The following is a 22,220-nucleotide window of genomic DNA, read 5'->3' as shown; positions in this document are numbered from 1 at the left end:
GCGGACAGTGGACCCATGCCAGGCATCGGCGCACCGCTGTGGGAGAAGCTGTCCGAGACCGTTGAGTCAGGATGGTGCCCCGGGCTGGTTGCCGGTATCCGGGTGAACGGGCAAACCGAAGTGTTTGCCACCGGATCGCTGGATTTTGGGCAGGCGGTGCCCATGGCCGAAGACACCCCGTTCCGCATCTCCTCGCTCAGCAAGCTCTACGGTGGCGCCCTGGCGTTGAGCCTGGTGGCGGACGAAACGCTGGGGCTGGAAGAGGACGTGTCCCGTATGCTGCCGGCGCTGGGCCACCTCCGGGTGCTGGCGACTCCGGATGCACCGCTGACCGTCTCGGTTCCAGCCCGCGGCCCGATCACCGTCCGGCACCTGCTGACCTTCACCGCCGGGCTTGGTGTCGACTTTGCTCCGACTCCGTACGCTGCCGCCACCCGGGACCTGCTGTGGGGGCCGAACCCGCCGGACTTTACCCCGGAGGAGTATCTGGCCCGGATTACTGCCCTGCCGCTGGCCCATCAGCCGGGTGAGCGCTGGATGTACCACGCGTGCGCGGATCTGCTCTCGGTGGTGCTGGCCAAGGCAGCCGATGCATCGGTGGGCGAGCTGCTGCAGGAGCGGATCAGCGAACCGTTTGGCCTGAGCGGCACGGGGTTTCCCACCGGGGCGGAAACCTTCCCCGCTGTCTACCAGGAAGTGAACGGCAGGCTGCAGGAAGCGGCACTCTACCGGGACGCCATGGCGGTGCCGCCGAAGTTCGAATCCCTGGCCGGCGGCATGGTGTCCACGGTGCCGGACTACCTGCGCTTTCTGGCCGGGTTGGCCGACGACGCCGTGCTGCCCGCGGATCTCCGGGAACAGATGACTGATGACCAGCTGACCTCGCCGCAGCGCGAAGGCATGATCGAAATGTCCGGTCCGGATGAGTCCTGGGGCTTTATGACCGCAGTGCAGACCGGGCTGGGGGCGCACTGGTCCGAACCCGGCATGTGGGGCTGGGCGGGCGGATCGGGGACGAGCGCAGCGGTCTATCCCAACGGGGATATCGGCGTGGTGTTCACCCAGCGCTTTATGAGCGGGCCACAGGATAATTTCGACTACTTCTGGGAGCCGTTCGCGGCGTTGCGCCAAAGCCTGTACCGATAACCGGATCCCGGACGTGACAAAGCCTTATTTCCTTCCCATCCCGTGATGCAGCCGGGGTGCCGCCTGCGCGTTCCCTGAAACAAAAAACAAATCTCTTGCGCATTCGCATACATCTGTATACAGTCGCATACGCTGTGATGCAGCACACACACCGGAGGCGATCAAATGAGAAACGAAACAGTCAGCTCGACTGGGCAACAGGGTTATTCGAAGGCGATGACCCGCAAGGTAATCCTGGCTTCATTCGTGGGCACCACGATTGAGTGGTACGACTTTTACCTATACGGCACTGCTGCCGCGCTCGTATTCAATGTTCTTTTCTTCCCCTCATTCGACCCCCTGGTGGGCACCATTGCCGCATTTGGGACGTTCGCGGCAGGGTTCCTGGCACGGCCGATCGGGAGCGTGGTCTTTGGCCATTTCGGTGACCGGCTTGGCCGCAAAAAAATGCTCGTCTACTCCCTTGTCGGCATGGGTGTGGCAACGTTCCTCATTGGTGCCCTCCCGACGTACGCAAGCATCGGCGTCGCGGCACCCATCCTCTTGCTCCTGCTGCGCCTGCTGCAAGGCTTCGCGGTGGGCGGCGAGTGGGGCGGCGCCGTCCTCATGTCGGTGGAACATGAAGAGAAGGGCAAGCGGGGATTGGCGGGGAGCTGGACCCAGGCCGGCAGCCCGGCCGGTCTGGTGCTGTCCACCATCATTTTTGCCTTGGTGACTCTTATGCCCGGGGATTCCTTTATGGTGTGGGGCTGGCGCGTGCCGTTCCTTTTCAGTGCGGTTCTGGTGATGGTGGGGCTCTTTATCCGGCTGAGCGTGATCGAAAGCCCGGAGTTCAAGGCCATCGCTGCACAGGAAGAGCCCGCCAAAATCCCCGCCCTGGAGGCCATCCGGAAGCACCCGGTCAATATCCTGCTAGCCATTGCAATGTGCTTGGCACCCTTCGTGTGCTTCTACTTCTTCGCAACCTTCATGCTGACGTATGCCACAACCACATTGGGGATGGAGCGTCAGTCCGTCCTGTGGATTGTCGCGGCAGCCGGGTTCCTGGAGCTATTCACCATTCCCCTGGCCGCCGCACTCAGCGACAAGGTGGGGCGCGGCAAAGTGTTCCTCTGGGGCGCTGTGCTGTTTGCGGCCTACGCCTACCCGTTCTTCCTCATCAACGAGGCAATTCCGGGAACCGGGACGCTTCTTATCACTGTCATTGTTGGCCTTGGGCTTATCCACCCCCTGATGTACGGCCCGATGGCGACCCTGTTCGCCGAGCTCTTCCCGCCGCGCGTCCGCTACTCCGGCGCGTCACTCGGGTACTCAGTAGGTGCCGTTTTCGGCGGCGGATTTGCTCCGCTGATCTTTACCGCGCTGCTCGGATTGGGATGGGGAGCCGTTGCCTCCATTCCGCCATACATGATCATCGTGTCGGTCCTGACCTTCGTAGCCGTCTACATCGGCACCCGGCCGGGCCGAAGGTTCGAAGACGAGGGATTGCCTGCAAAGCGATCGCGGAAGGCTGTAGCCCAGGGAGACTTGGTGTGACGAAGGGCCTTGCAGCGCTCGCAACGAGCATTGACAGCTGGGCGGCGGCAGCACAGTTCGACGAACAGCTGACGGTTTTCCGTCAGAATGCCAGCTTTCGGCTGGGGCTCAGCGACGGCACAAATGCCGTGACGCTGGAACTCGGTTACGACGTCGTGAGCCCCACCGATGGTGCACCTGACCTCACCCTGATGGCCCCCTCGGACGCGTGGGCGCAATTGTTGTCGCGGGCACCTGCGGCAACCATGCACCATTTCCTAGCCATGCGCATGCGCGTCCCGGGGGTGCGCATCGACGGGGAGGAATTGCTCTTCGCGCAGCATGCCCACAGTATTCGGCGGCTGCTTGAAATAGCCCGAGGCGTTGTTGACGCGCCGGTAGAGCGGGCAGCCGACCCCCGGATCGACCGCAGCCGGATCGAGGCGTTTTATGTGTCAACGACTTTGGAGGGCTCCTCAACGGACCTCTACGTCGAACGTGCAGGGACTGGAACGGGTGCGCCGATCCTGCTGCTGCATACAGCCGGCGCAGACGGGCGGCAGGCGCATCCGCTGATGTCGGATATCGAACTGACAAGCCGCCACCCGGTCTACGCATTCGACTTGCCCGGGCACGGGCGCTCAGCGCAATTGCCCGGTCCCATAGGTTCCTGGACGCTGACGCCGGAACGCTACGCGGAGTCGATTCTGTCGGTTATTGGGGCGCTTGATCTTGATCGTCCCATCCTGCTGGGCGCTTCAATGGCGGGGGAAGCCTGCCTGATGATGGCCCACCGCGCGCCCGAACGTCTCGGCGGAGTCATAGCCTGTGAGGCATCGGATCACGTCCCAGGCCGTGTCACCCCGTGGGCCGGCCACCATGAGGTCAACGAGATGCTCTTTGTACCCGAATGGATCGACGGACTCATCGGACCCGCCGCTCCTGCATCCATGCGCAGCCAGATTCTCCATACCTACGGCCAGGGCGGGCACCGGACCTTCGCCGGAGATATTGATTTTTACTCCGGCGGCTGGGACGGGCGGGAAATCGTTGCCGACATCGACACCGCCAAATGTCCCGTGATCATGATGACCGGGGAATACGACTATTCGTGTACTCCTGAAATGTCGGAGGCAACCGCCGGCAAGATCCACGGGGCCCACTACTGGACCATGCCCGGCCTCGGGCATTTCCCGATTTGCGAACATCCGGCAGCCTTCCGCCCGCACTTGGAACGGGCGTTGTCCCTGATAGGAGAGAAACGTGGTTAAAGCGACCATTCCGGATACCCGAATGCTGATCGGGGGTGAGCGGATTGCACACGAACCCGGACGCACGATTGCCGTCCTCAGTCCTTTGACAGGTGAGGTGCTCGCCGAAGTCGCCGATGCCGCCACTGAGCAGGTCAGCAACGCCCTCGCTTCCGCCGAATCTGCTTTCGAGGCTTGGCGCACCACCAGTGGAGCAGAGCGGGCCCGCCTGATGCACCGGCTCGCCGACATTCTCGAACGAGAAGCGGACGACCTGGCGCACTTGGAGAGCGCCGACAACGGCAAACTATTGCGGGAAACATCGACCCAGGCACGCTTCACGGTCCGGAACTACCGGTTCTTTGCGGGAGCTGCGGACAAGATCTACGGGCACACCATCCCCTTGGATGCCTGGGAAACCTTCGACTACACCCGCAAGGAGCCGGTTGGGGTGGCGGTCCTCATTACGGCGTGGAACTCACCCATGCAGTTACTCGCCAACAAACTGGCTCCGGCGCTAGCCGCCGGGTGCACCGTCGTCATTAAACCCAGCGAAATCGCCCCTCTGACAACACTGCGGCTTGCCGATCTTGTGGAAGAGGCAGGGTTCCCGCCGGGTGTCATCAATATCGTCACCGGAGGCAAGGAAGCCGGTGTGGCGCTCACGACGGATCCGCGCGTAGGCCGTATCTCTTTCACCGGTTCAGTGGAGACGGGCAAGGCAATTGCCCGCGCAGCTGCTGACGTCCTCGTCCCCGTGACGCTGGAGTTGGGTGGCAAGGGTGCCAACATCGTGTTTGAAGACGCCGATCTGGACCGTGCCGTGCCCGGCGTGATCGCCGGCATTTTCGCCGCCGGCGGTCAGACCTGCATTGCCGGCTCCAGGCTCCTCGTGCACGAGACGGTGGCGGAGACGGTGATCTCCCGCATTTCCGAGATTGCCCGCCAGATCCGCATCGGGGACCCGACGGATCCGGATACCCAGATGGGTCCCGTTGCTTCCATCGTCCAGCGCGACCGGATTCTTTCAATGATTGCCGATGCCAAGACTGACGGTGCGCAGTTGGCTGCCGGAGGCGGTGCCCCCAAGGATGGCACCCTTGCCGGGGGTGCCTTCGTGGAACCGACCATCTTCACGAACGTGGCCCCGGACTCCAGGCTGGCACAGGAGGAAGTCTTTGGTCCTGTGCTGGCTGTCACGACCTTTTCCAGCGATGAAGAAGCTGTGACCATCGCGAACGGTACTGATTTCGGCCTTGCCTCCGGCCTCTGGACGCAGAACGTGCAACGCGCCCACCGAGTCGCCAGGGACCTGATCGCCGGCACCGTGTGGATCAACACCTACCGGTATTCAGCCGCCCAGGCACCGTTTGGCGGCGTAAAACAGTCAGGCTACGGCCGCGAACGCGGTTTGGAAGCACTCGACGAGTATCTGCGCACCAAAAACGTGCTGATGGACCTGTCCGACGATATCCGCGACCCGTTCGCAATCAAGGCTTAGGAGCAAAACATGAAGGACCGCATCGCACTCATCGGGCTGGGTCAGATGGGGTTGCCCATTGCCACTCGGCTTGCGACCGCCTTTGACGTTGTTGCCTTTGATATTTCGGCGGAACGCCGGGAACTGGCCTCGCGGCACGCGGGAATAGAGGCAACAGATGACCTGATCAAGCTCGACTCGGAAGCAGTCATCGTGGTGTCACTGCCCAATCCCGCAATTTCCCGTAGCGTGCTGCAGCAGCTGGCCCCCCACCTGCATGAGGGCGCCACCGTTATCGAGACCAGCACCGTGTTGCCGGACGACGTGCGCGAGTGGCAGCGAATGTTGGAACCCTCCGGGGTGCGGGTGATCGACGCAGCAGTGCTATCCGGTGTAGCGCAAATGGAACAGGGTAAGGCGACACTGCTGGTCGGCGGAGAAGATGCTGTCCTCGCCGACGTGCAACCGGTGCTGGAGGCAATTGGCGGCGCTGGCGTGGAGCGTTTCGGCGCGCTCGGTGCCGGTATGGCGGCGAAGGTCGTCAACAACGGTGTCGCCCATGCCGTGATGGTAGTGCTCGTCGAGGCGTTTGCCATGGCCAGGGCCGAAGGTGTGGCACTCACCGACATAGCGAAAATGCTGGACCGCGAGGATGGTGGCCTGCAGCGGCCCCTGAACCACCGCATCATGCAGCGCATGGCAGCGGGCGACTTCGACGGCGGGATGCCGCTGGAAGCAGCACGCAAGGACTCCACCCTGGCGCTGGCGATGGCGCAGCGCTCCGGCACCCCGTTGTTCGCGACCCAGGCTGCACAGACTGTTTACGACATTGCTTCCGGAACCGGGTTGGGGCGGAAGGACTATTCCGCTATTGCACAGCTCTGGGAGGGCTGGACCGACCGCGGTCTGGCCTACGGAGCGTGACGATGGAAGGAACGGAAGTCTACGCGCTTCGCTATGCCTACCGGACCGAATCGTTTAAGGGCGAGCATTTCCACGGCTATGCCAAAGACTGTCACGAGCGATGGCCTATCGACTACTTCACCTGGGTGATTGTGCAAGACGGAGTGCCCTATGTATTCGACACGGGTTTCACGCAACAGGAGGCCACAAGACGCGGCCATCGGACCTACTTGGGATCGCCGATAGAACTGCTGGGGGTGCTGGGCTTCGCGGCCGGCGACGTGGCTGTTGTGGTGCTCTCGCATTTGCATTACGACCACACGGGGTACCTGGATGCCTACCCCAATGCCCGGATCCTGGTCCAGCAGGCAGAGCTCGAATTCTGGGAAGGTCCCTATTCCCACCGGGGAGCCTACTCGCATCTCAGGCCCGATAACGATCTGTTGAGCCTTCGGAAACTCGTGGACAGTGGACGAGCCGAACTGGTCAATGGCGATGTCGGGGTTGTTCCCGGAATCACCGCACACCTTGTGGGCGGGCATACTGCCGGCACCCAGGTTCTGCGCATTGAAACCTCCCGTGGGCCCATCGTGCTTGCCTCCGACGCATCCCACTTTTACGCCAACTTTGAAGATGACCGTCCGTATGGGGCGGTACATCAGGTTGACCGTATGTACGCGGCTTTCGACACCTTGCAGGCCCTGGCGGGGCGGGATGGCGCGATTGTGCCGGGACACGACCCCCTGGTGGTTTCCCGGCATGAACAGCTAGCTGACCCGCGCATTATTCGTCTGCGGGTTCCCCCGAGGGAGTAGCAGCTTCGACCTCCCGTTGTACCGCTTTGAAGATCTCTTGTTTTACTGCTTTGAAAGGAACCATTTATGAACACCGCTACCTTTGACGTCATCGTAGTCGGCGGCGGCAACGCCGCCTTCTCGAGTGCCCATGCTGCTTCTGAGAGGGGGCGCAAGGTTGTTGTCCTCGAGCGCGGCCGGGAGGACATGGCGGGAGGCAACAGCTTCTACACCGCCGGAGCGACCCGCATTGCCCACGATGGCATGGCAAGCCTGAAGGGCCTTGTGGAGTTCGATGACCGCCACGAGGTCACCGAGGTGCCGCCATACTCGACCGATGACTACCTGGCCGATCTCATCAAGGTCACCGACGGCAAGACCGACCGGGACATGGCCGATGTGCTTGTCAGCGAATCCCATGATGCGGTGCGCTGGCTCAACGGCCTTGGCCTGAAATACCGTCTGATGTACGAACGGCAGGCATACGCCCGGGAGGACGGTACCTACCTTTTTTGGGGCGGCCTGCACATCGGCAACGTGGGCGGAGGCGAAGGATTGGTAGCCGATCACACGGCTGTAGCAAAACGACTCGGCACGGAGGTGCGCTACGGAATTCACGTCACCGGGCTCATCCTGGACAGGGGGAAGGTCGTAGGTGTCCGGGCCACCGATGACGAAGGTAACGGGCATGAGTTCCATGCCGAGAGTGTCATCATTGCCTCCGGCGGATTCGAATCCAGCCCTGAGCTTCGCAGGGAGCATCTTGGCGCGGGGTGGGAGAACGCCAAAGTGCGGGGAACGCCGTACAACGAGGGCGACATGATCACCGCGGCCCTTGAGATCGGTGCGGCGAAGGGCGGCGACTGGTCCACATGCCACTCGGTTCAATGGGACGCAGAAGCCGAGCAGAACGAGTCAAACCGCGAACTCACCAATCGGCTCACACGGCAGAGTTATCCGCTGGGCATCATCGTAAACCGCAACGGGAAACGGTTCCTCGACGAAGGCGCCGACTTCCGCAACTACACGTATGCCAAGTACGGCCGTGAGATCCTCCGGCAGCCGGGCTCGGTCGCCTGGCAGATTTTTGATGCCACGCTTCGGCCGATGCTGCGTACAGAGGAGTACGACATGCCAGGTATCGGGGTCCATACCGCCGATACAATCGAAGGCCTTGCACATGCGATGGGCGTCGACCCTGCGGCACTTGTTTCCACCGTGGAGACCTTCAACGCAGCAATCGACCGCAACGTTCCCTTCGACCCGACGGTGCTCGACGGCCGTGTTTCCCTGACGGAGCCGCTCAAATCGAACTGGGCGTCCCCGATTGAAACCGGCCCCTTTTACGCCTATCCGGTTACATGCGGCATCACTTTCACCTTTGGCGGGCTGAAGGGCGACCTGCACGGAAGGGTGCTCGATGAAACAGGTGCACCCATCCCCGGCCTTTTTGCCTGCGGAGAAGCTCTGGGTGGACTTTTCTCCGGCAACTACCCGGGAGGTTCCGGACTCACCGCCGGCATGGTGTTCGGACGTCGTGCAGGCATGATTGCCTGACCGGTCGACCTGGGGGTGGATAATCGATGTGACTTGAAGGGGGTGCCAATGGCTACAAATGTTTACGAGTCGATTCGTGAAGCCATCGTTAAAGGGCGCATAAAACCGGGCGAGCAGTTGAGTGAGTCCAACCTCGCTACTGAGTACGGCACTTCCCGTACGCCCATCCGGGAAGCGTTGCAGCGGCTTGAGGTGGAGTCGTTGGTTGAGCGGCTTCCCCGGGGTGTTCAGGTGCGCGAGACCAGTCCCGAAGAGATCATCGATATCTACGATGTCCGCATTACGTTGGAAGGCGCTGCGGCACGGGCGGCGGCGGAACGGGCTACGGAACTCGACCGCCGCCGTCTGCGGGCCGCGCAGTCAGAGATGGAGGCCATCGGGTCCGACCCCCACGCACGGGCGGAGTCCAATCGGCACTTCCACGAAGCCGTCTGGGCAGCGAGCCACAGTCCAACACTCATCGATATGCTTCACCGGCTTAACGTGCACCTTGTCCGATACCCCACAACGACTCTTGAGTACGAGAACCGCTGGCAGGAGGTTCTTGAAGAGCACAACGTGCTGCTGGACGCGATCGACGCCCGAGATTCCCTGAGGGCACGGGAGATCGCCGAAAAGCATATGAGTGGTGCCCGGGAGGTCCGCATGCAGATGTACGCCGAGGGTGACGCATAGCCCGCTGCGGTGCGTTGCGGGCGCACTGCCGCCGGGTCGTCGGCAGCGCTGACAAAAGTCCCGGCTAGGCCGACTGCAGGTACGCCAACACCGCGAGCACGCGCCGGTGGTCCGCCGGACTCTGCTGCAGGCCCAGCTTGGCGAAGATGGAGGTGATGTTCTTTTCCACCGCACCGGCGGAGAGGAACAGGGTGCTGCCGACGGCGGCATTGGTGCGGCCCTGCGCCATCAGCTCAAGCACCTCCGTCTCCCGCGGCGTCAACCGGTCCAGGTCCGAACGGTGCCGGGAGGCGCCCATCAGCTGCTGCACCACCTCGGGATCCAGCACCGTCTCACCGCGCGCCAGCCGCGTCAGGGCATCAAGGAAATCACCGACGTCGGCCACCCGGTCCTTGAGCAGATACCCGACGCCGGCAGGAGTACCAGCCAGCAGCTCCGCGGCATACCGTGTCTCCACATACTGCGACAGCACCAGCACACCCACACCCGGATGGGTGCGGCGCAGCGTCAGTGCTGCCCGGATGCCCTCGTTGGTGAAGGTGGGCGGCATCCGGTTATCCAGCACCACGACGTCGGGTAGCTCGCCGTCCGGCGTTTTGTCCAGGGCCGCGATCAGGTCCGCGGCATTGTCGACGGCGGTGCCCACCTGGTGTCCCCGACCGGTAAGCAGCTCGGTCAGGCCAACGCGCAGCAGGGTGGAGTCCTCGGCCAGCGCTATCCTCATGCGGCAGCCGCGGCAGGGCAGGGGAGGTCGGGGTGCGCCAGAATCATGCCTTTGAGGATAGCGGAAGCTCCACGCTGACCCGGGTGGGTCCGCCGGCCGGGGAGTCGATCTCCAGCCAGCCGTCCACCGATCCGGCCCGCTCCTGCAGTCCGGCGAGACCGGTGCGGGTGCCTGCGGCGGTACGGCGGCCGACGGCGGCGCCGCCGCGTCCGTCATCGGTGACGGTCAGCAGCAGCCCCTCGCCGTCGTTGTGCGCAGTGACGCTGATGTCGATCCGGGTGGCGTGGGCGTGCCGGACAGCGTTGGTCACCAGCTCCGCCGCGCAGAAATAGGCAATGGCTTCGATGGCCGGGTCCGGACGGCGGCCCAGGGCGTAGGTCACCGCGACGGGCAGGGCGGCACCGGCAGCCAGGGTTTCCAACGCCGTGTCCAGCCCATCCTCCAAGGCGGCGGGACGGATGCCGCGGGCCAGGCCGCGCAGGTCAGTCAGGGCTTCCTTCGCGGTGCCGTTGGCGCTGTCCAGCAGGGCCAGGACCTCCGGGGCGGTGTCCCCGGCGGCGAGCCGCTCGCGGACATCACCGACCTTCATGGCGATGGCCACCAGCTGCGCCTGCGTGCCGTCATGGAGGTCGCGTTCAATCCGCCGCAGCCGGGCGTCGGCGTCGTCAACGGAAGCGCTGCGGGACTGCTCGAGTTCGCGCACCCGCAGGCTTGAAGCCGTCGGTGTCAGCAGCGCCGCGGCCAGCAGGGCCTGCAGCCGGGCGGTGACGTTGTTGACCCAGGGCCAGACGAAGAACAGGATCAGCAGCCCGGCGCCCGCATAGATCCACTGCCACATGGGGGTGTCGGCATAAACCTCGGGGAAGACCTGGGTGCCCCGGTGCCATGAACCGTCGGCACTTTGCTGCAGCGGGATGAACCGGTACCAGAACCAGTGCGTGACGCCGCCGAGCCCTAGCGCCAGGAACGTGGTGCTGAAGGTGAATGCGATCAGCGAGAGGACAAAAGAGACCTCCATATGCACAATCGCCCGCCAGCCGGCCCCGTCAGTCAGCCCGCTGCGGAGGAAGCCGACGAAACCGCGGCGGGGTGTAAACGGCACCGGCGCCTGCAGATCGGTGCCCAGCAGGTGTCGCGCCAGGCTGCGGTTGAGGCTGCCCCAGCCGCGGGCACCCACAATCATGGCCGCCGGAATCACGAGTCCGGCCCAGGTGAACGCCAGCGAGGCGCCAAGGGACACGGTGGCCACTGCGTAGGTAAAGGCGAGCGGTGTCAGCACCAGGGAAATCCAGTGATAGCCGAAAGCGCGCCAGGTTTCCCCGCGGAAGAGGGCCGGGACGCCGTTTCGGCGGGAGGCGGCGGGCAGTGATTGCGTCATGATCCAAGTCTGCCGGTGCCCGGAGGCCTGCGGACACCGGGCGCGCCGCCGGGCCGGGGTAGGGAAAACCCCCGTTATGAAGCCGATCGGAGGCGATACTTGACCCTGACACAGTGACAGAGAAGAGAACTGAAGCATGTTATCCATCGGAGCGTTCGCGCAGATCGGGCAGGTAACCCACCGCATGCTGCGGCATTGGGACACCTCCGGGCTGCTCGTTCCCGCCCACGTGGATGGGTTCAGCGGTTACCGTTCCTACGATCCCGCGCAGCTGGAACGGCTGCACCGGATCGTTGCTCTCCGCCAGCTCGGTTTCGGCCTGGAGGACATTGCCTCCATACTCGACGCCGGCGTTGACGCCGGCCGGATTGCGCAGCTGCTGCGCATCCGGCGTGCCGAAGTGGAGAACGAACAGCGGACGGCCACCGCCAGGCTCGCCGACGTGGAGCGCAGGCTCCGCCTCATCGAAAAGGAAAATGCCATGTCTCAGATCGAAATCATCTCCAAGCCCTGCCCGCCCTCCGCTTGGCGGCGCGTACCGCCGCCGTCGCCGAACAGCCGGAGGTGGCCGGCGTCGTCGGACCGCTGTTCGACGCCGTCGGCGCTGCCCTGACGTCCGCCGGAGGAACCCTCGGAACCCCGGTTGCCCAGTACGCCATGGGCGAGGACGGAATGGACATTGTGGTGGGTTTCACCGTCTCCGCGGAGGTGCCAGGGGACCTGCTCACGGTGGACCTGCCCGCGGTCCCTGCCGCCATTTGCGGAGTGCATCTGGGTTCCATGGATCGGATCGGTGACAGCTGGCAGGCGGTGCACGCGGAGATTATTGCCCGCGGTTTCGCACCTTCGGGTCCGTGCCGGGAGGTGTACCTGCGCTCAGACACCGAGGACCAGCAAAACTGGGTGACCGAGCTGCAGCAGCCGGTGGAACGGCCGTAAGGCAGCCGCGGGCCGGTGGGAGAGCGCCGGCCCGCGGGATCCGGCTGGAAGACAGCAGCCCCATACCTGCGGAAAAATTCGGAACTACCTGAACCAGTATCGGTAAACACCCTATTCCGGTACTTAGGCGCTGCGTAGGCTCGGTCCAGCTAGCAGCAATTCACCCGGTATCTGACACCACTGCCAGGCAGGCGGATTACCGGAACGGACCACTCCCTTACGTTGGCGTTGTGTCCATTCCCCGCCGGGCCTGCATCCGGCCATGCCTGCCGTTCGGTGGGTACGGCTGACGAAGCGCACCCTCGTCGGCAGGAGCATCACCGCCATGAAACAAATCCGCCAACTCCGTGTCCTGAGTTTCCTAGCAGTTTTTGTGCTCGCTTTCCTTGGAATTGCCGGAGCGGCACAGGCAGTGAGCATGCCGACGCAAACGTCCCCCAACCTGGGTGCCGGCAAAGTCAATATTTGCCACCACCCGCAGGGCCAGCCGGAGGGTGTCTACAACTATCAATCCGTGAGTACGTCCAGCGTGTTTGGCGGCAACGGCCATGACAGCCACCAGGGGGACATAGTGCCGCCGTTTGAGGGCTACAGCGGAAGCGCGACATGGCGCGAGGACCCTGTCCGGGCCGCACAGTTCCTGGCCAACGGCTGCTCGGACGCACCACCCACCACCTCGCCCGCCCCCACCCCCTGTCCCACCACGGATACGCCGGTCCCCACGCCGACTACCGCAACGCCGACGCCGTCACCGACCACGGGGACGCCGACGCCGGATCCGACCACGGGGACGCCGACGCCGTCGCCCACGACGGGGGCACCGACGCCGGATCCCACGACGGGGGCACCGACAACGGATCCGACCACTGGCGCACCGACAACCAGTCCCACCGGCACCGCCTCGCAGGGCGGGGGCGCTGCTGCCGGCGGCGGAGGTGCAGCCAACTGCACCTGCCCGGACGCCGCAGCCGCCATTGCAGCTGCCGAAGCGGCAGGGCTTCCGGTGCCCACCACGGGACCTGACGGCGCTCTGGTGGACCCCGTCAGCGGTAACACTGTTCAGCCCTGCGCCAGTGCGCTGGCCTACACCGGCATCGAAGAAAGCGGCTTCCCTGTCGGGATGGCGGTCCTTGGCCTGGGCACGTTGGCGGCCGGTGTTGTGGTCATCGCGCTGACCCTCATGCCCCGCGGCCGCCACGGCTAAGCCCGGTGTTTCGCCGGCCGGGATATCTCCGGCCGGAGCACCGGCAGGGGAACACGGCAGCCGGAGCGGCGGGTCTCGCCCGCCCCCGGCTGCCGCTCTTCCTGCGGGGCATAACGGCGCAGCGGGGCTTTCCCCTCCCGCATCGCCAGTAGCCCTTGTAATGTCGAAATCAGGTTTGCGGCCGCAGGCCGGTCCGGCGGTTTGAATCCCGTCCGGTGCCGCGCGAAACCGCTCTGAGTGAAGCCGTTCCCACCCACCGGCAGGGAGATGCCATGCAACTGGAACCACGCCAGCCCAGCACCAAGGGACCCGCCAATATGTTCACGGGCGACGTCTGGTTTGAAGTACTTGCCGCACCGAGGCCGTCCCCGTCCCGGATGCGGGTCAACTGGGTTCATTTCGCCCCGGGCGCCCGCACTGCGTGGCATTCACATGCCGTGGGGCAGACCCTGCATGTGACCGAGGGGTACGGGCTGATCCAGTCCTACGGAGGACTCGTTGTCCACATGCGGCCCGGAGACACCGTGTACACACCGCCGGGGGAGTGGCACTGGCACGGCGCCGGACCGGACAGTTTTATGACGCATCTGGCCATGTGGGAGGCGCCGCCGGTGGGGCCCGAGGCCGAATGGGGAGAACAGGTCACCGACGTGGAATACAGCGCGCGTTAGGCCGCCGGCAGCTGCAGGAACCGCCACCGAAAGGACAACCCGATGGAATACATCACCCTGAACAACGGCGTGGAAATGCCGATCCTGGGTTTCGGCGTGTACCAGGTCCCGCCGGACCAGACCGAAGAAGCCGTCACCAATGCCCTGGCCGCCGGTTACCGCTCACTGGACACCGCGGCGGCCTACCGGAACGAGGACGCGGTGGGGCGTGCCGTGCAGAAGAGCGGCATTGCGCGCAACGAACTTTTCATCACCACCAAGCTGTGGATCCAGGACAACGGGGAAGCCACCACCAGCCGGGCCTTTGAGACCTCACTGCAGAACCTTGGCACCGAATACGTGGACCTCTATCTGATCCACCAGCCCTTCGGCGACGTTTACGGCGAGTGGCGGGTGATGGAACAGCTCTATAACGACGGCGCCGCCCGCGCCATCGGGGTTTCGAACTTCGGCTCGGACCGGCTGGTGGACCTGATCATGCACAATGACGTGGTCCCGGCGGTAAACCAGATTGAAACGAACCCCTTCTACCAGCGCGCCGTCGAGAACCAATTGATGACGGATCGCGGCGTGCGGCATGAATCCTGGGCTCCGTTTGCCGAAGGAAAGAACAACCTTTTCTCGGATCCTACGCTGACGGCCGTGGCCTCCGGACACGGGAAGTCCGTTGCCCAGGTTGTGCTGCGCTGGCTGATCCAGCGGGGGATTGTGGTGATCCCCAAGTCAGTGCGGCCGGACCGGATGGCCGAGAACCTGCAGGTGTTCGACTTCGAACTTAGCCCGCAGGAAATGGCCGCCATCGCCGATCTGGATACCGGGCATTCACTCTTTTTCGACCACCGCGACCCGGAAGCAGTGGCCCGGCTCAGCGGAGTCAGGATGGAGTAGGTTCCGGGGGAATGTGCAGGTCCCGGACCAGGTAGAGCCAGGGGAAGGAGCGGCTGCCCACCTGCCAGCCCTCGGTCTCGAAGTGATGGGCAGGCCGCGTCCACAGTACCCGGCGGTGCTCCCACTGGGTGTCGGTGCGCAGCATCCGGTGCCGCAGCAGATCGACGCCGATGGTGCGCCACCCCAGCCGGCCGGCAGCGTCCAGCTCGGCGAGTTCGTCAAAGGCCGTTACCGGGCCGAGCCAGCGTTCCTGCGGCCCGGATGCGGGATCCTGCGTCCGGGAACCAAAACGCTGCTGCACGGCCTGCCGGGTCATGCCCAGCTCACGGCCGAGCGCGGCCCAGCTGATGCCGGCGCTGCGGGCTGCGGCCACCGCACGGTGCTGCAGCTGCTGGCTGGCGCGCTCCGCGGCGCCGGCCCGGCGGACCAGGGCCAGATGATCCTCCTCGGTGAGGGTTCCGGCGTCGTTATAGCTGCCGAGGATCAGCGCGCCGATCTGTTCCTGCAGGTCGCTATCGAGGGCGGCAGCGTCTCCGGAGGGTGAATCCGTCACGGCCGGTCCGCCTGGTCTGCTTGGTTCCGTTCGCGGGACGGCAGCCACGTGGCGCCTGCGTCGTCCCGCTTCGCGGAGCCCCACCAGAGGTGCCGGGCCCCGATGTAGGTGGCGCAGACAATCAGCATTACCGAGGCTCCCTGGCACATGCCTTTGAAGAAACTGGTCAGATCGAGAAGCATGGACATTCCGCCGAGGACAAACCCCAGCAGAAGAAACACGGCGGCCATGCCGATGAGGTACCGGCGGTAGGTTTTCATGCGTCAATTAGACGTTGACAATTCCACTCTGTCAATAAGGAATTGACGTTTTTCGGCAGGCAGGTTTCAGCGGACAGGATGGTCCGGGCGCAGCTATCCTTCAAAAATGAATGCTTCCGGGGCCTTGCGAAGGAGAACCAGCGTGGAGAGGTCAGTGTTGTCACTGTGGTCATCAGGGTCCGTGCTCTCGATCGGATCGAAGAACTCCGTGCTGTCGATCGGCAGTGTGGGCTCGGCCTGCTCCATTGGATCTATCGGGTCCTTTGGCTCGGTGCTGGCCGTCGGATCGGCGTTGTCCGTGCTGGCGGTGATGTCCTGGCTTTCGGCCGGATCCATCATGTCCTCGCGCTCCGTGGCCGGCGTGATGGCCACCGGCAGAGCCTGACCGCGTCCGCGCCTGCCAGCCACGGCAAGGGTGCAGGCCAGGCCGGCATACGCAGTGCGTGACCGCGAATTTAGCCGGCTTATGCCTCTCCTCCGGCGGGTGTCCAGGCCGTGACTGTCAGGAACCCGGGCTCCGCCAGATCAATATCCGCTTCCAGCTCCTGCCGCAAGGTTCCCGCATAGGGTGCCACCAGCAGCGTCCCCACCCGGACCATGTCCGCCCCGGCGGTGCCGCGCCAGCCGATGGACGCCGTGGCTTCCGCGCCCCGTGCCAGGGTCACCGTATCTGCCCCGGCATCCTCGGTCATCATGGAGCCGCCATGGACGGCGGTGATGCCCATGACCCAGCCGTCGCTGCTTTCAAAATCCAGATCCGGGTACCCCTGTACGGTGCAGGTCCGGGTGCCGGTGTTTTCCAGGGTGATCCGGGCGCCGCGGTGTCCGGTGGCCGCATCCCAGCCGCCGATGGACACTGCCACTTCATCGCCGGTGCACCACTGCGGATCGATCTCCGAGACCGCGGCAGCCACCGCTTCCGCGCCGTAGACCGTCGGCTCCGGAGTGGGGGTGCTCTCCGGGACCGGTGCCGGCTGGGAGGAATCCCGGGCGGTGAGCGGCAGGGTCACCAGCAGGGCAACAGAGAAAAGGGCGAAGGCACCCAGTGCCCATGCCCGCTGCCGCCCCGGGGAAGTGGCCTCACCTGCGGCAGCGTAGCCGCCGCCGTCGTCGTCCCGGTGGCCGTCCTCCGGCTGGGGACGCAGGTAGACGGCAAGAAGCGCAGGCATCCAGCCCCAGCTCACTCCCCAGTACGCGCCGGTCAGCAGCGAGGGGCTGAGCATGTCGAAGATCCACTGCACCCGGCCCAACGGCCATGCCGCGAGGATGCCTGCCGTAGCCAGCACCGCTGAGCCGGCCACGGCTGCCAGGACCACGCTCATCCAGCTGGCCAGGAACAGCGTGCCGCGCGCCGGCCTGCCTGCCCCGGTGCCTGCCGGCAGCAGTGCCAGGGTCAGAGCCGATACCGCCAGAGCCGAGAGCGAGGCCGCGAGGACCAAAGCCGGCCCGTCCAGCAGCGAGCGGATACGGACCGGCATGGTGTCGGGGGCAACCACGGCCGCCAGCCATACCGGTATTCTGCCGTTGCCGGCCGTCAGCAGCGCCTCATACCCCCAGCCCGAAAGCAGCCAGAGCAGCGCCACGGCAGCCGGCAAAAGAAGCGGTTTTACTACTGTTTTCCCCATGGCGGGAGCGTACCTGACCTTCCTCAAGCGCCCTCAGGCCGCGGATGCAGCACATTCTCCGGAGCCAGATGCCGGTGTAGCTCCGCAGCGAGTTCGGCCAGCGCCTGCGGGGCGCTGCGGAACACGCGGGGGAAGCCCAGATAACCGTGCGGCATCCCCACGTACGTGGTCACCCGGACCGGCACGCCCGCAGCCCGCAGCGCATCGGCATAACGCAGCCCGTCGTCGCGGAGGGGATCGTGTTCGGCCACCTGGATCAGTGCCGGCGGCAGCCTGCTGTGGTCCGGAGCCAGCAACGGGGAAGCACACGGGTTGGTGTAATCCTCCGCCTGCGGGGCATAAAGACTGCGGTAGCGGAGCATGTCCTGCTTGGTGAGCATAGGCGCGTTGGCATTTTCCTCAATCGAAGCGCTGCCCATGGTCAGGTCGGTGGCCGGGTACACCAGACCCTGAAAGGAGAGCGCAGGTCCGGAGCGGTCCCGCGCCAACAGAGTCAGGACCGCTGCCAGATTGCCGCCGGCACTGTCGCCGACCACCGCCAGCCGGCGGGCGTCCGCCGCCCATTCCGCGGCCCGTTCGGACACCTCCAGCATTGCGGCGTAGCAGTCCTCGACCGCGGCGGGCCAGGGATGCGCGGGGGCCAGCCGGTATGCCAGGGAAACGACGACGGCGCGCGCGTCCCGGGCAATGGTGCTGGCGATGCCGTCATAGACGTTCAGGGTTCCGAAGGTCCAGCCGCCGCCGTGCATAAACACCACCAGCGGCAGGGTTTCCGCGTTTTGCGCAGGACGGTAAATCCGGACGGGAATCCGGGCTCCGGAGCCTGCGGCGGTGTCATTGATAACGTCCACTCCGGCAGCGAGGCCGCCCAGCATAAAGTCCGTCACGGGGTTGTGCCGGACGGACAGTTTCTGTTCCGCGCGAATCCGCGCCTCGCTCTTGCCGGCCACCGAAAACCGCTTCAGTACCCTGCCGAGCAGCCGTACCCGCAGATCAAGCTTTGCCATGGCGATGCCCTTTGGTGCCGGAATCCTGCTCCGCCCGACGCCGGATCCGGCGGGGCGGGTGTAGTTAACACGGTAGAGTCCCGGGAAAGCACCCGCGACTGGAAGGGCCGGAATGGCGAAGGATGACCCGCAGGATCTGCCGGGCAATAGGACGGATACACGCAGGACAGCCGCGCCCGCACAGCCGGAGCAGCCGGGAATCCCGGGTGCACCCGAGCGATCCGGAAGGCTGGGCTGGTACGGCGGCATCGCGCTGGGGCTGGGCATCACCTGTTTCCTGCTGACCCTGTTGCCGGCGTTCGCCCTCTTCCGGCTCACGCTGGAGATCGACGGCTGGACGGGTGCAGCCGTGTGGATGGGTCCGGGATGGGCTGCGGGGCTGAGCCTGGGCATCATCCTGCTCGTGGTCGGCGCCCGCAGCGGGAGTCCCAAGGCGGGCGCCTGGGGTTTGCTGGGCATGTTCCTGCTCTGGGCGGCGCCCTGGGTGCTCATCGCCCTGGGGCAGCAGGCCTGACCGCCCGCGCCGGCCACCCGCCGTCGTCGTAAGGCGTTGCCCGGCCACAGTACACGGGGCAGAATCGAACCGACGGACGGAGCGGGCAATGAGCACGGGAACCACAAGCACAGACAGCACGACGGCGGAGGTGCACGCCGCGGACAGCCATGACGTGATCCGGGTGCAGGGTGCCCGGGTGAACAACCTGCAGGACCTCAGCATCGAAATTCCCAAGCGGCGGCTGACCGTCTTCACCGGGGTGTCCGGGTCAGGAAAGAGTTCGCTGGTGTTCGGCACCATTGCCGCCGAATCGCAGCGGCTGATCAACGAGACCTACAGTGCGTTTGTGCAGGGCTTTATGCCCTCCCTGGCCAGACCGGAAGTGGACCTGCTGGAAGGGCTGACCACGGCGATCATCGTGGACCAGGAACGGATGGGCTCCAACCCGCGCTCCACCGTGGGCACCGCCACGGATGCCAATGCCATGCTGCGGATTCTGTTCAGCCGGCTCGGGCAGCCGCAGATCGGCCCGCCGAATGCCTACTCGTTCAACGTGCCCTCCGTGCGGGGCACCGGTGCCATCACGGTGGAGCGCGGCGAGGGGAAAACCCGGGCCGAGAAGGCTGTCTACAACCGTCTGGGCGGGATGTGTCCGCGCTGCGAAGGCACCGGGGCGGTCACCGACTTTGACCTCACGGCCCTGTACGACGACGCGAAGTCCCTGGCCGAAGGCGCCATCACCATTCCCGGTTACAGCATGGACGGCTGGTACGGGCGGATCTTCGCCGGCTCGGGGTTCTTTAATATGGACAAGCCGATTGCGAAGTTCGGCAAACGGGAGCTGCATGACCTGCTCTGGAAGGAACCCACCAAGATCAAGGTGGACGGCATTAATCTCACCTATGAAGGACTGATCCCCAAAATCCAGAAGTCCATGCTGTCCAAGGACCCCGAATCCATGCAGCCGCACATCCGCGCCTTCGTGGAACGGGCCATCACCTTCAGCACCTGCCCGGAGTGCGACGGCACCCGGCTGGCACCTGAGGCGCGCTCGTCGAAAATCGGGGGCCTGAACATTGCCGATGTGTGCGCCATGCAGATCAGCGACCTGGCCGGGTGGTTCCGCAGCCTGAAGGAACCGTCGGTGGCCCCGCTGCTGGCCGGACTGCAGCAGCTGCTGGACGCGTTCACGGAGATCGGGCTCGGCTACCTGTCGCTGGACCGGCCCTCGGGAACGCTCTCCGGCGGGGAGTCCCAGCGGACCAAGATGATCCGGCACCTGGGGTCCTCGCTCACCGATGTCACCTACGTTTTCGATGAACCCACCATCGGCCTCCACCCGCATGATATTGCCCGGATGAACCGGCTGCTGCTGCAGCTGCGGGACAAGGGCAACACGGTGCTGGTGGTGGAGCACAAACCCGAGACCATCGCGATTGCCGACCATGTGGTGGATCTGGGGCCCGGCGCCGGCAGCGGGGGCGGCACCGTGACCTATGCGGGACCGCTGGAGGGGCTGCGGGAGAGCGGAACCCTGACCGGCCGGCACCTCGGGGACCGGGCGCGGCTGAAGGATTCGGTGCGGATACCGTCCTCGTTCCTTGAGGTTCGGGGCGCGGACGCCAACAACCTGCGCAACGTCGACGCCGACATCCCGCTGGGTGTTCTCACGGTCCTCACCGGGGTGGCCGGCTCGGGCAAGAGCTCGCTGATCAACGGGTCCGTGTCCGGGCGCGAGGGTGTGGTCACCGTGGACCAAAGCCCCATCCGCGGCTCCCGGCGCAGCAACCCCGCCACGTACACCGGCCTGCTGGAACCGATCCGCAAAGCCTTCGCGAAGGCCAACGGCGTTAAGCCGGCATTGTTCAGCTCCAACTCCGAAGGAGCCTGCCCCACCTGCAACGGAGCCGGGGTGATCTACACCGAGCTGGGCGTGATGGCCACGGTGGAATCCGTCTGCGAAACCTGCGAGGGCCGCCGGTTCCAGGCTTCCGTGCTGGAATACCGGTTCGGCGGCAGGAATATTGCCGAGGTGCTGGCCCTCTCCGTCGCCGATGCTCGGGACTTTTTCGGCGAGGGCGAGGCCCGCACCCCGGCTGCGCATAGGATCCTGACCCAGCTGGCCGACGTCGGGCTGGGTTACCTGCGCCTGGGCCAGCCGCTGACCACGCTCTCCGGCGGGGAACGGCAGCGGCTGAAGCTGGCCACGAACATGGGCGGCAAGGAATCCGTTTTTGTCTTGGACGAGCCGACCACGGGCCTGCACCTGGCCGACGTCCAGCAGTTGCTGGCCCTGCTGGACCGGCTGGTGGATGCGGGTAAATCGGTGATTGTGATTGAGCACCATCAGGCCGTGATGGCACACGCGGACTGGATCATCGACCTGGGGCCCGGCGCCGGACACGACGGCGGCACGATTGTCTTCCAGGGAACCCCGGCGGACCTGGTGGCGGATGGGTCCACCCTGACCGGGGAGCACCTGGCGGCGTACGTGGCGGGGTAGGTTTCTGCTGCCGGTTTGGGTTCCGCTGCCGGGCGGGGATTCCGCTGCCCGGCGGGGATTCTGCTGCCGGTTTGGGAAATTCCTGCCACTTTATGGAAATTCGGCCAGTTTTAGCTGGTCGGTTTCTCCCAAAGTGGTCGGTTTTTCGCAAACTGTCCGGATTTCCCGGGCGTGGACGGGCGGTCAGGCTCCAGGGCTGCGCGGGGCGAACATGATCACTGCCACCCCGGCCAGGCAGATCAGCGAGCCTGCGATGTCCCACCGGTCGGGCCGGAAACCGTCAAAGACCATGCCCCAGACCAGCGAACCGGCCACAAACACACCGCCGTAGGCTGCAAGAATCCGGCCGAAGTTCGCGTCCGGCTGCAGTGTGGCGACAAACCCGTAGAGGCCCAGGGCCATCACGCCCAGCCCGGCCCACCACCAGGCGCGGTCCTCCCGGACGGCCTGCCAGATCAGCCAGGCGCCGCCGATTTCCGCGGCCGCGGCCAGCCCGAACAGCAGGACGGTCTTTGCAATGGTCATGGCATCCATCCTGCCGTACCCGGTCCGATGCCGGCCCGCCAAGGCGCCGATGCGCAGGCGGTACTGCGGTACTGCGGCTCTGAGTGACCGGTCCGACGCCGACCGGCCCGCGGGCAATACTGAGGTG

The 22,220-nt window shown here is 65.1% G+C and carries 23 protein-coding genes; 15 read left to right on the top strand and 8 right to left on the bottom strand.

The genetic code is table 11. From position 1 onward, the window contains the following. The first annotated feature begins 15 nt into the window (after window positions 1–15). The 8 genes from AC5RVB_RS07760 (at window position 16) to AC5RVB_RS07725 (ending at window position 9,320) form a co-directional block, all read left to right on the top strand. Window positions 16–1,146 carry a serine hydrolase domain-containing protein gene (locus AC5RVB_RS07760; RefSeq protein WP_494142396.1) on the top strand — a complete coding sequence of 377 codons (1,131 nt, stop codon included), beginning with the start codon at window positions 16–18 and terminating at the stop codon, window positions 1,144–1,146. A 216-nt stretch (window positions 1,147–1,362) separates the two neighbouring features. After that, window positions 1,363–2,682 (top strand): MFS transporter, encoded by a 1,320-nt coding sequence (locus tag AC5RVB_RS07755; RefSeq protein ID WP_494142395.1) that lies wholly within the window; start codon window positions 1,363–1,365, stop codon window positions 2,680–2,682. Continuing rightward, window positions 2,679–3,932 carry an alpha/beta fold hydrolase gene (locus tag AC5RVB_RS07750; protein WP_494142394.1) on the top strand — a complete coding sequence of 418 codons (1,254 nt, stop codon included), beginning with the start codon at window positions 2,679–2,681 and terminating at the stop codon, window positions 3,930–3,932. Before AC5RVB_RS07755 ends, AC5RVB_RS07750 begins: the two co-directional genes overlap by 4 nt. Next, window positions 3,925–5,412 (top strand): aldehyde dehydrogenase, encoded by a 1,488-nt coding sequence (locus tag AC5RVB_RS07745; protein ID WP_494142393.1) that lies wholly within the window; start codon window positions 3,925–3,927, stop codon window positions 5,410–5,412. Before AC5RVB_RS07750 ends, AC5RVB_RS07745 begins: the two co-directional genes overlap by 8 nt. 9 nt (window positions 5,413–5,421) lie before the next feature. Then, the gene (locus tag AC5RVB_RS07740; protein ID WP_290243698.1) at window positions 5,422–6,315 is read left to right on the top strand and encodes an NAD(P)-dependent oxidoreductase; all 894 of its coding nucleotides are present in this window, start codon (window positions 5,422–5,424) and stop codon (window positions 6,313–6,315) included. A gap of 2 nt (window positions 6,316–6,317) precedes the next feature. Next, complete coding sequence (locus AC5RVB_RS07735) at window positions 6,318–7,109, top strand: N-acyl homoserine lactonase family protein (protein WP_290244818.1); 792 nt, start codon at window positions 6,318–6,320, stop codon at window positions 7,107–7,109. 66 nt (window positions 7,110–7,175) lie between these two features. Beyond that, window positions 7,176–8,645 (top strand): FAD-dependent tricarballylate dehydrogenase TcuA, encoded by a 1,470-nt coding sequence (tcuA, locus tag AC5RVB_RS07730; RefSeq protein WP_290243700.1) that lies wholly within the window; start codon window positions 7,176–7,178, stop codon window positions 8,643–8,645. 48 nt (window positions 8,646–8,693) lie between these two features. Beyond that, a complete protein-coding gene (locus AC5RVB_RS07725) occupies window positions 8,694–9,320 on the top strand; it encodes a GntR family transcriptional regulator (RefSeq protein ID WP_290243703.1) in 627 nt (208 codons plus the stop codon). A 64-nt stretch (window positions 9,321–9,384) separates the two neighbouring features. Here the strand turns inward: AC5RVB_RS07725 and AC5RVB_RS07720 are convergent, their stop codons facing one another. Both AC5RVB_RS07720 and AC5RVB_RS07715 read right to left on the bottom strand, forming a co-directional pair. Then, entirely contained in the window at window positions 9,385–10,044 is a 660-nt protein-coding gene (locus AC5RVB_RS07720; RefSeq protein WP_494142392.1) for a response regulator transcription factor, read from the bottom strand. A gap of 43 nt (window positions 10,045–10,087) precedes the next feature. Then, window positions 10,088–11,422, bottom strand: coding sequence for a sensor histidine kinase (locus AC5RVB_RS07715; RefSeq protein WP_494142391.1), 1,335 nt, complete (start codon window positions 11,420–11,422; stop codon window positions 10,088–10,090). Window positions 11,423–11,558: 136 nt separating this feature from the next. Here AC5RVB_RS07715 and AC5RVB_RS07710 point away from each other — a divergent pair, with 136 nt between their 5' ends. The 5 genes from AC5RVB_RS07710 to AC5RVB_RS07690 all read left to right on the top strand — a co-directional run bounded on the left by AC5RVB_RS07710 (window position 11,559) and on the right by AC5RVB_RS07690 (window position 15,124). Beyond that, window positions 11,559–12,035: a MerR family transcriptional regulator gene (locus AC5RVB_RS07710; RefSeq protein WP_494142390.1), complete on the top strand. Its 477-nt coding sequence runs from the start codon at window positions 11,559–11,561 to the stop codon at window positions 12,033–12,035. Beyond that, window positions 11,987–12,361, top strand: coding sequence for a GyrI-like domain-containing protein (locus AC5RVB_RS07705; RefSeq protein WP_494142389.1), 375 nt, complete (start codon window positions 11,987–11,989; stop codon window positions 12,359–12,361). The genes AC5RVB_RS07710 and AC5RVB_RS07705 overlap by 49 nt, the downstream gene beginning before the upstream one ends. 262 nt (window positions 12,362–12,623) lie before the next feature. Further along, window positions 12,624–13,565 carry a hypothetical protein gene (locus AC5RVB_RS07700; protein ID WP_494142388.1) on the top strand — a complete coding sequence of 314 codons (942 nt, stop codon included), beginning with the start codon at window positions 12,624–12,626 and terminating at the stop codon, window positions 13,563–13,565. A 272-nt stretch (window positions 13,566–13,837) separates the two neighbouring features. Then, entirely contained in the window at window positions 13,838–14,236 is a 399-nt protein-coding gene (locus AC5RVB_RS07695; RefSeq protein ID WP_227902935.1) for a (R)-mandelonitrile lyase, read from the top strand. 42 nt (window positions 14,237–14,278) lie between these two features. Then, a complete protein-coding gene (locus AC5RVB_RS07690; protein ID WP_290243713.1) occupies window positions 14,279–15,124 on the top strand; it encodes an aldo/keto reductase in 846 nt (281 codons plus the stop codon). On the opposite strand, the gene AC5RVB_RS07685 is transcribed toward AC5RVB_RS07690, so the two are convergent. The 5 genes from AC5RVB_RS07685 to AC5RVB_RS07665 form a co-directional block, all read right to left on the bottom strand. After that, window positions 15,111–15,677: a hypothetical protein gene (locus AC5RVB_RS07685; protein WP_494142387.1), complete on the bottom strand. Its 567-nt coding sequence runs from the start codon at window positions 15,675–15,677 to the stop codon at window positions 15,111–15,113. The genes AC5RVB_RS07690 and AC5RVB_RS07685 overlap by 14 nt on opposite strands. Next, the gene (locus AC5RVB_RS07680) at window positions 15,674–15,937 is read right to left on the bottom strand and encodes a hypothetical protein (protein WP_494142386.1); all 264 of its coding nucleotides are present in this window, start codon (window positions 15,935–15,937) and stop codon (window positions 15,674–15,676) included. The genes AC5RVB_RS07685 and AC5RVB_RS07680 overlap by 4 nt, the downstream gene beginning before the upstream one ends. Window positions 15,938–16,030: 93 nt before the next feature. Then, window positions 16,031–16,309 carry a hypothetical protein gene (locus AC5RVB_RS07675; RefSeq protein ID WP_494142385.1) on the bottom strand — a complete coding sequence of 93 codons (279 nt, stop codon included), beginning with the start codon at window positions 16,307–16,309 and terminating at the stop codon, window positions 16,031–16,033. A 92-nt stretch (window positions 16,310–16,401) separates the two neighbouring features. Next, complete coding sequence (locus tag AC5RVB_RS07670; RefSeq protein ID WP_494142384.1) at window positions 16,402–17,562, bottom strand: DUF4232 domain-containing protein; 1,161 nt, start codon at window positions 17,560–17,562, stop codon at window positions 16,402–16,404. A 23-nt stretch (window positions 17,563–17,585) separates the two neighbouring features. Next, a complete protein-coding gene (locus tag AC5RVB_RS07665) occupies window positions 17,586–18,569 on the bottom strand; it encodes an alpha/beta hydrolase (protein ID WP_494142383.1) in 984 nt (327 codons plus the stop codon). Window positions 18,570–18,681: 112 nt separating this feature from the next. Between AC5RVB_RS07665 and AC5RVB_RS07660 the strand changes: the two genes are divergently transcribed. Beyond that, complete coding sequence (locus AC5RVB_RS07660; RefSeq protein ID WP_494142382.1) at window positions 18,682–19,083, top strand: hypothetical protein; 402 nt, start codon at window positions 18,682–18,684, stop codon at window positions 19,081–19,083. 88 nt (window positions 19,084–19,171) lie between these two features. Then, window positions 19,172–21,568 carry an ATP-binding cassette domain-containing protein gene (locus tag AC5RVB_RS07655; RefSeq protein ID WP_494142381.1) on the top strand — a complete coding sequence of 799 codons (2,397 nt, stop codon included), beginning with the start codon at window positions 19,172–19,174 and terminating at the stop codon, window positions 21,566–21,568. A 183-nt stretch (window positions 21,569–21,751) separates the two neighbouring features. Here the strand turns inward: AC5RVB_RS07655 and AC5RVB_RS07650 are convergent, their stop codons facing one another. After that, window positions 21,752–22,093, bottom strand: coding sequence for a YnfA family protein (locus AC5RVB_RS07650; protein WP_227902928.1), 342 nt, complete (start codon window positions 22,091–22,093; stop codon window positions 21,752–21,754). Window positions 22,094–22,220: the final 127 nt, after the last annotated feature.

The sequence above is a fragment of the Arthrobacter sp. Y3225209 genome (genome assembly GCF_059090685.1).
The sequence above is the reverse complement of the archived record's forward strand: the minus strand, read 5'-3'. Positions and strand labels throughout refer to the sequence as shown.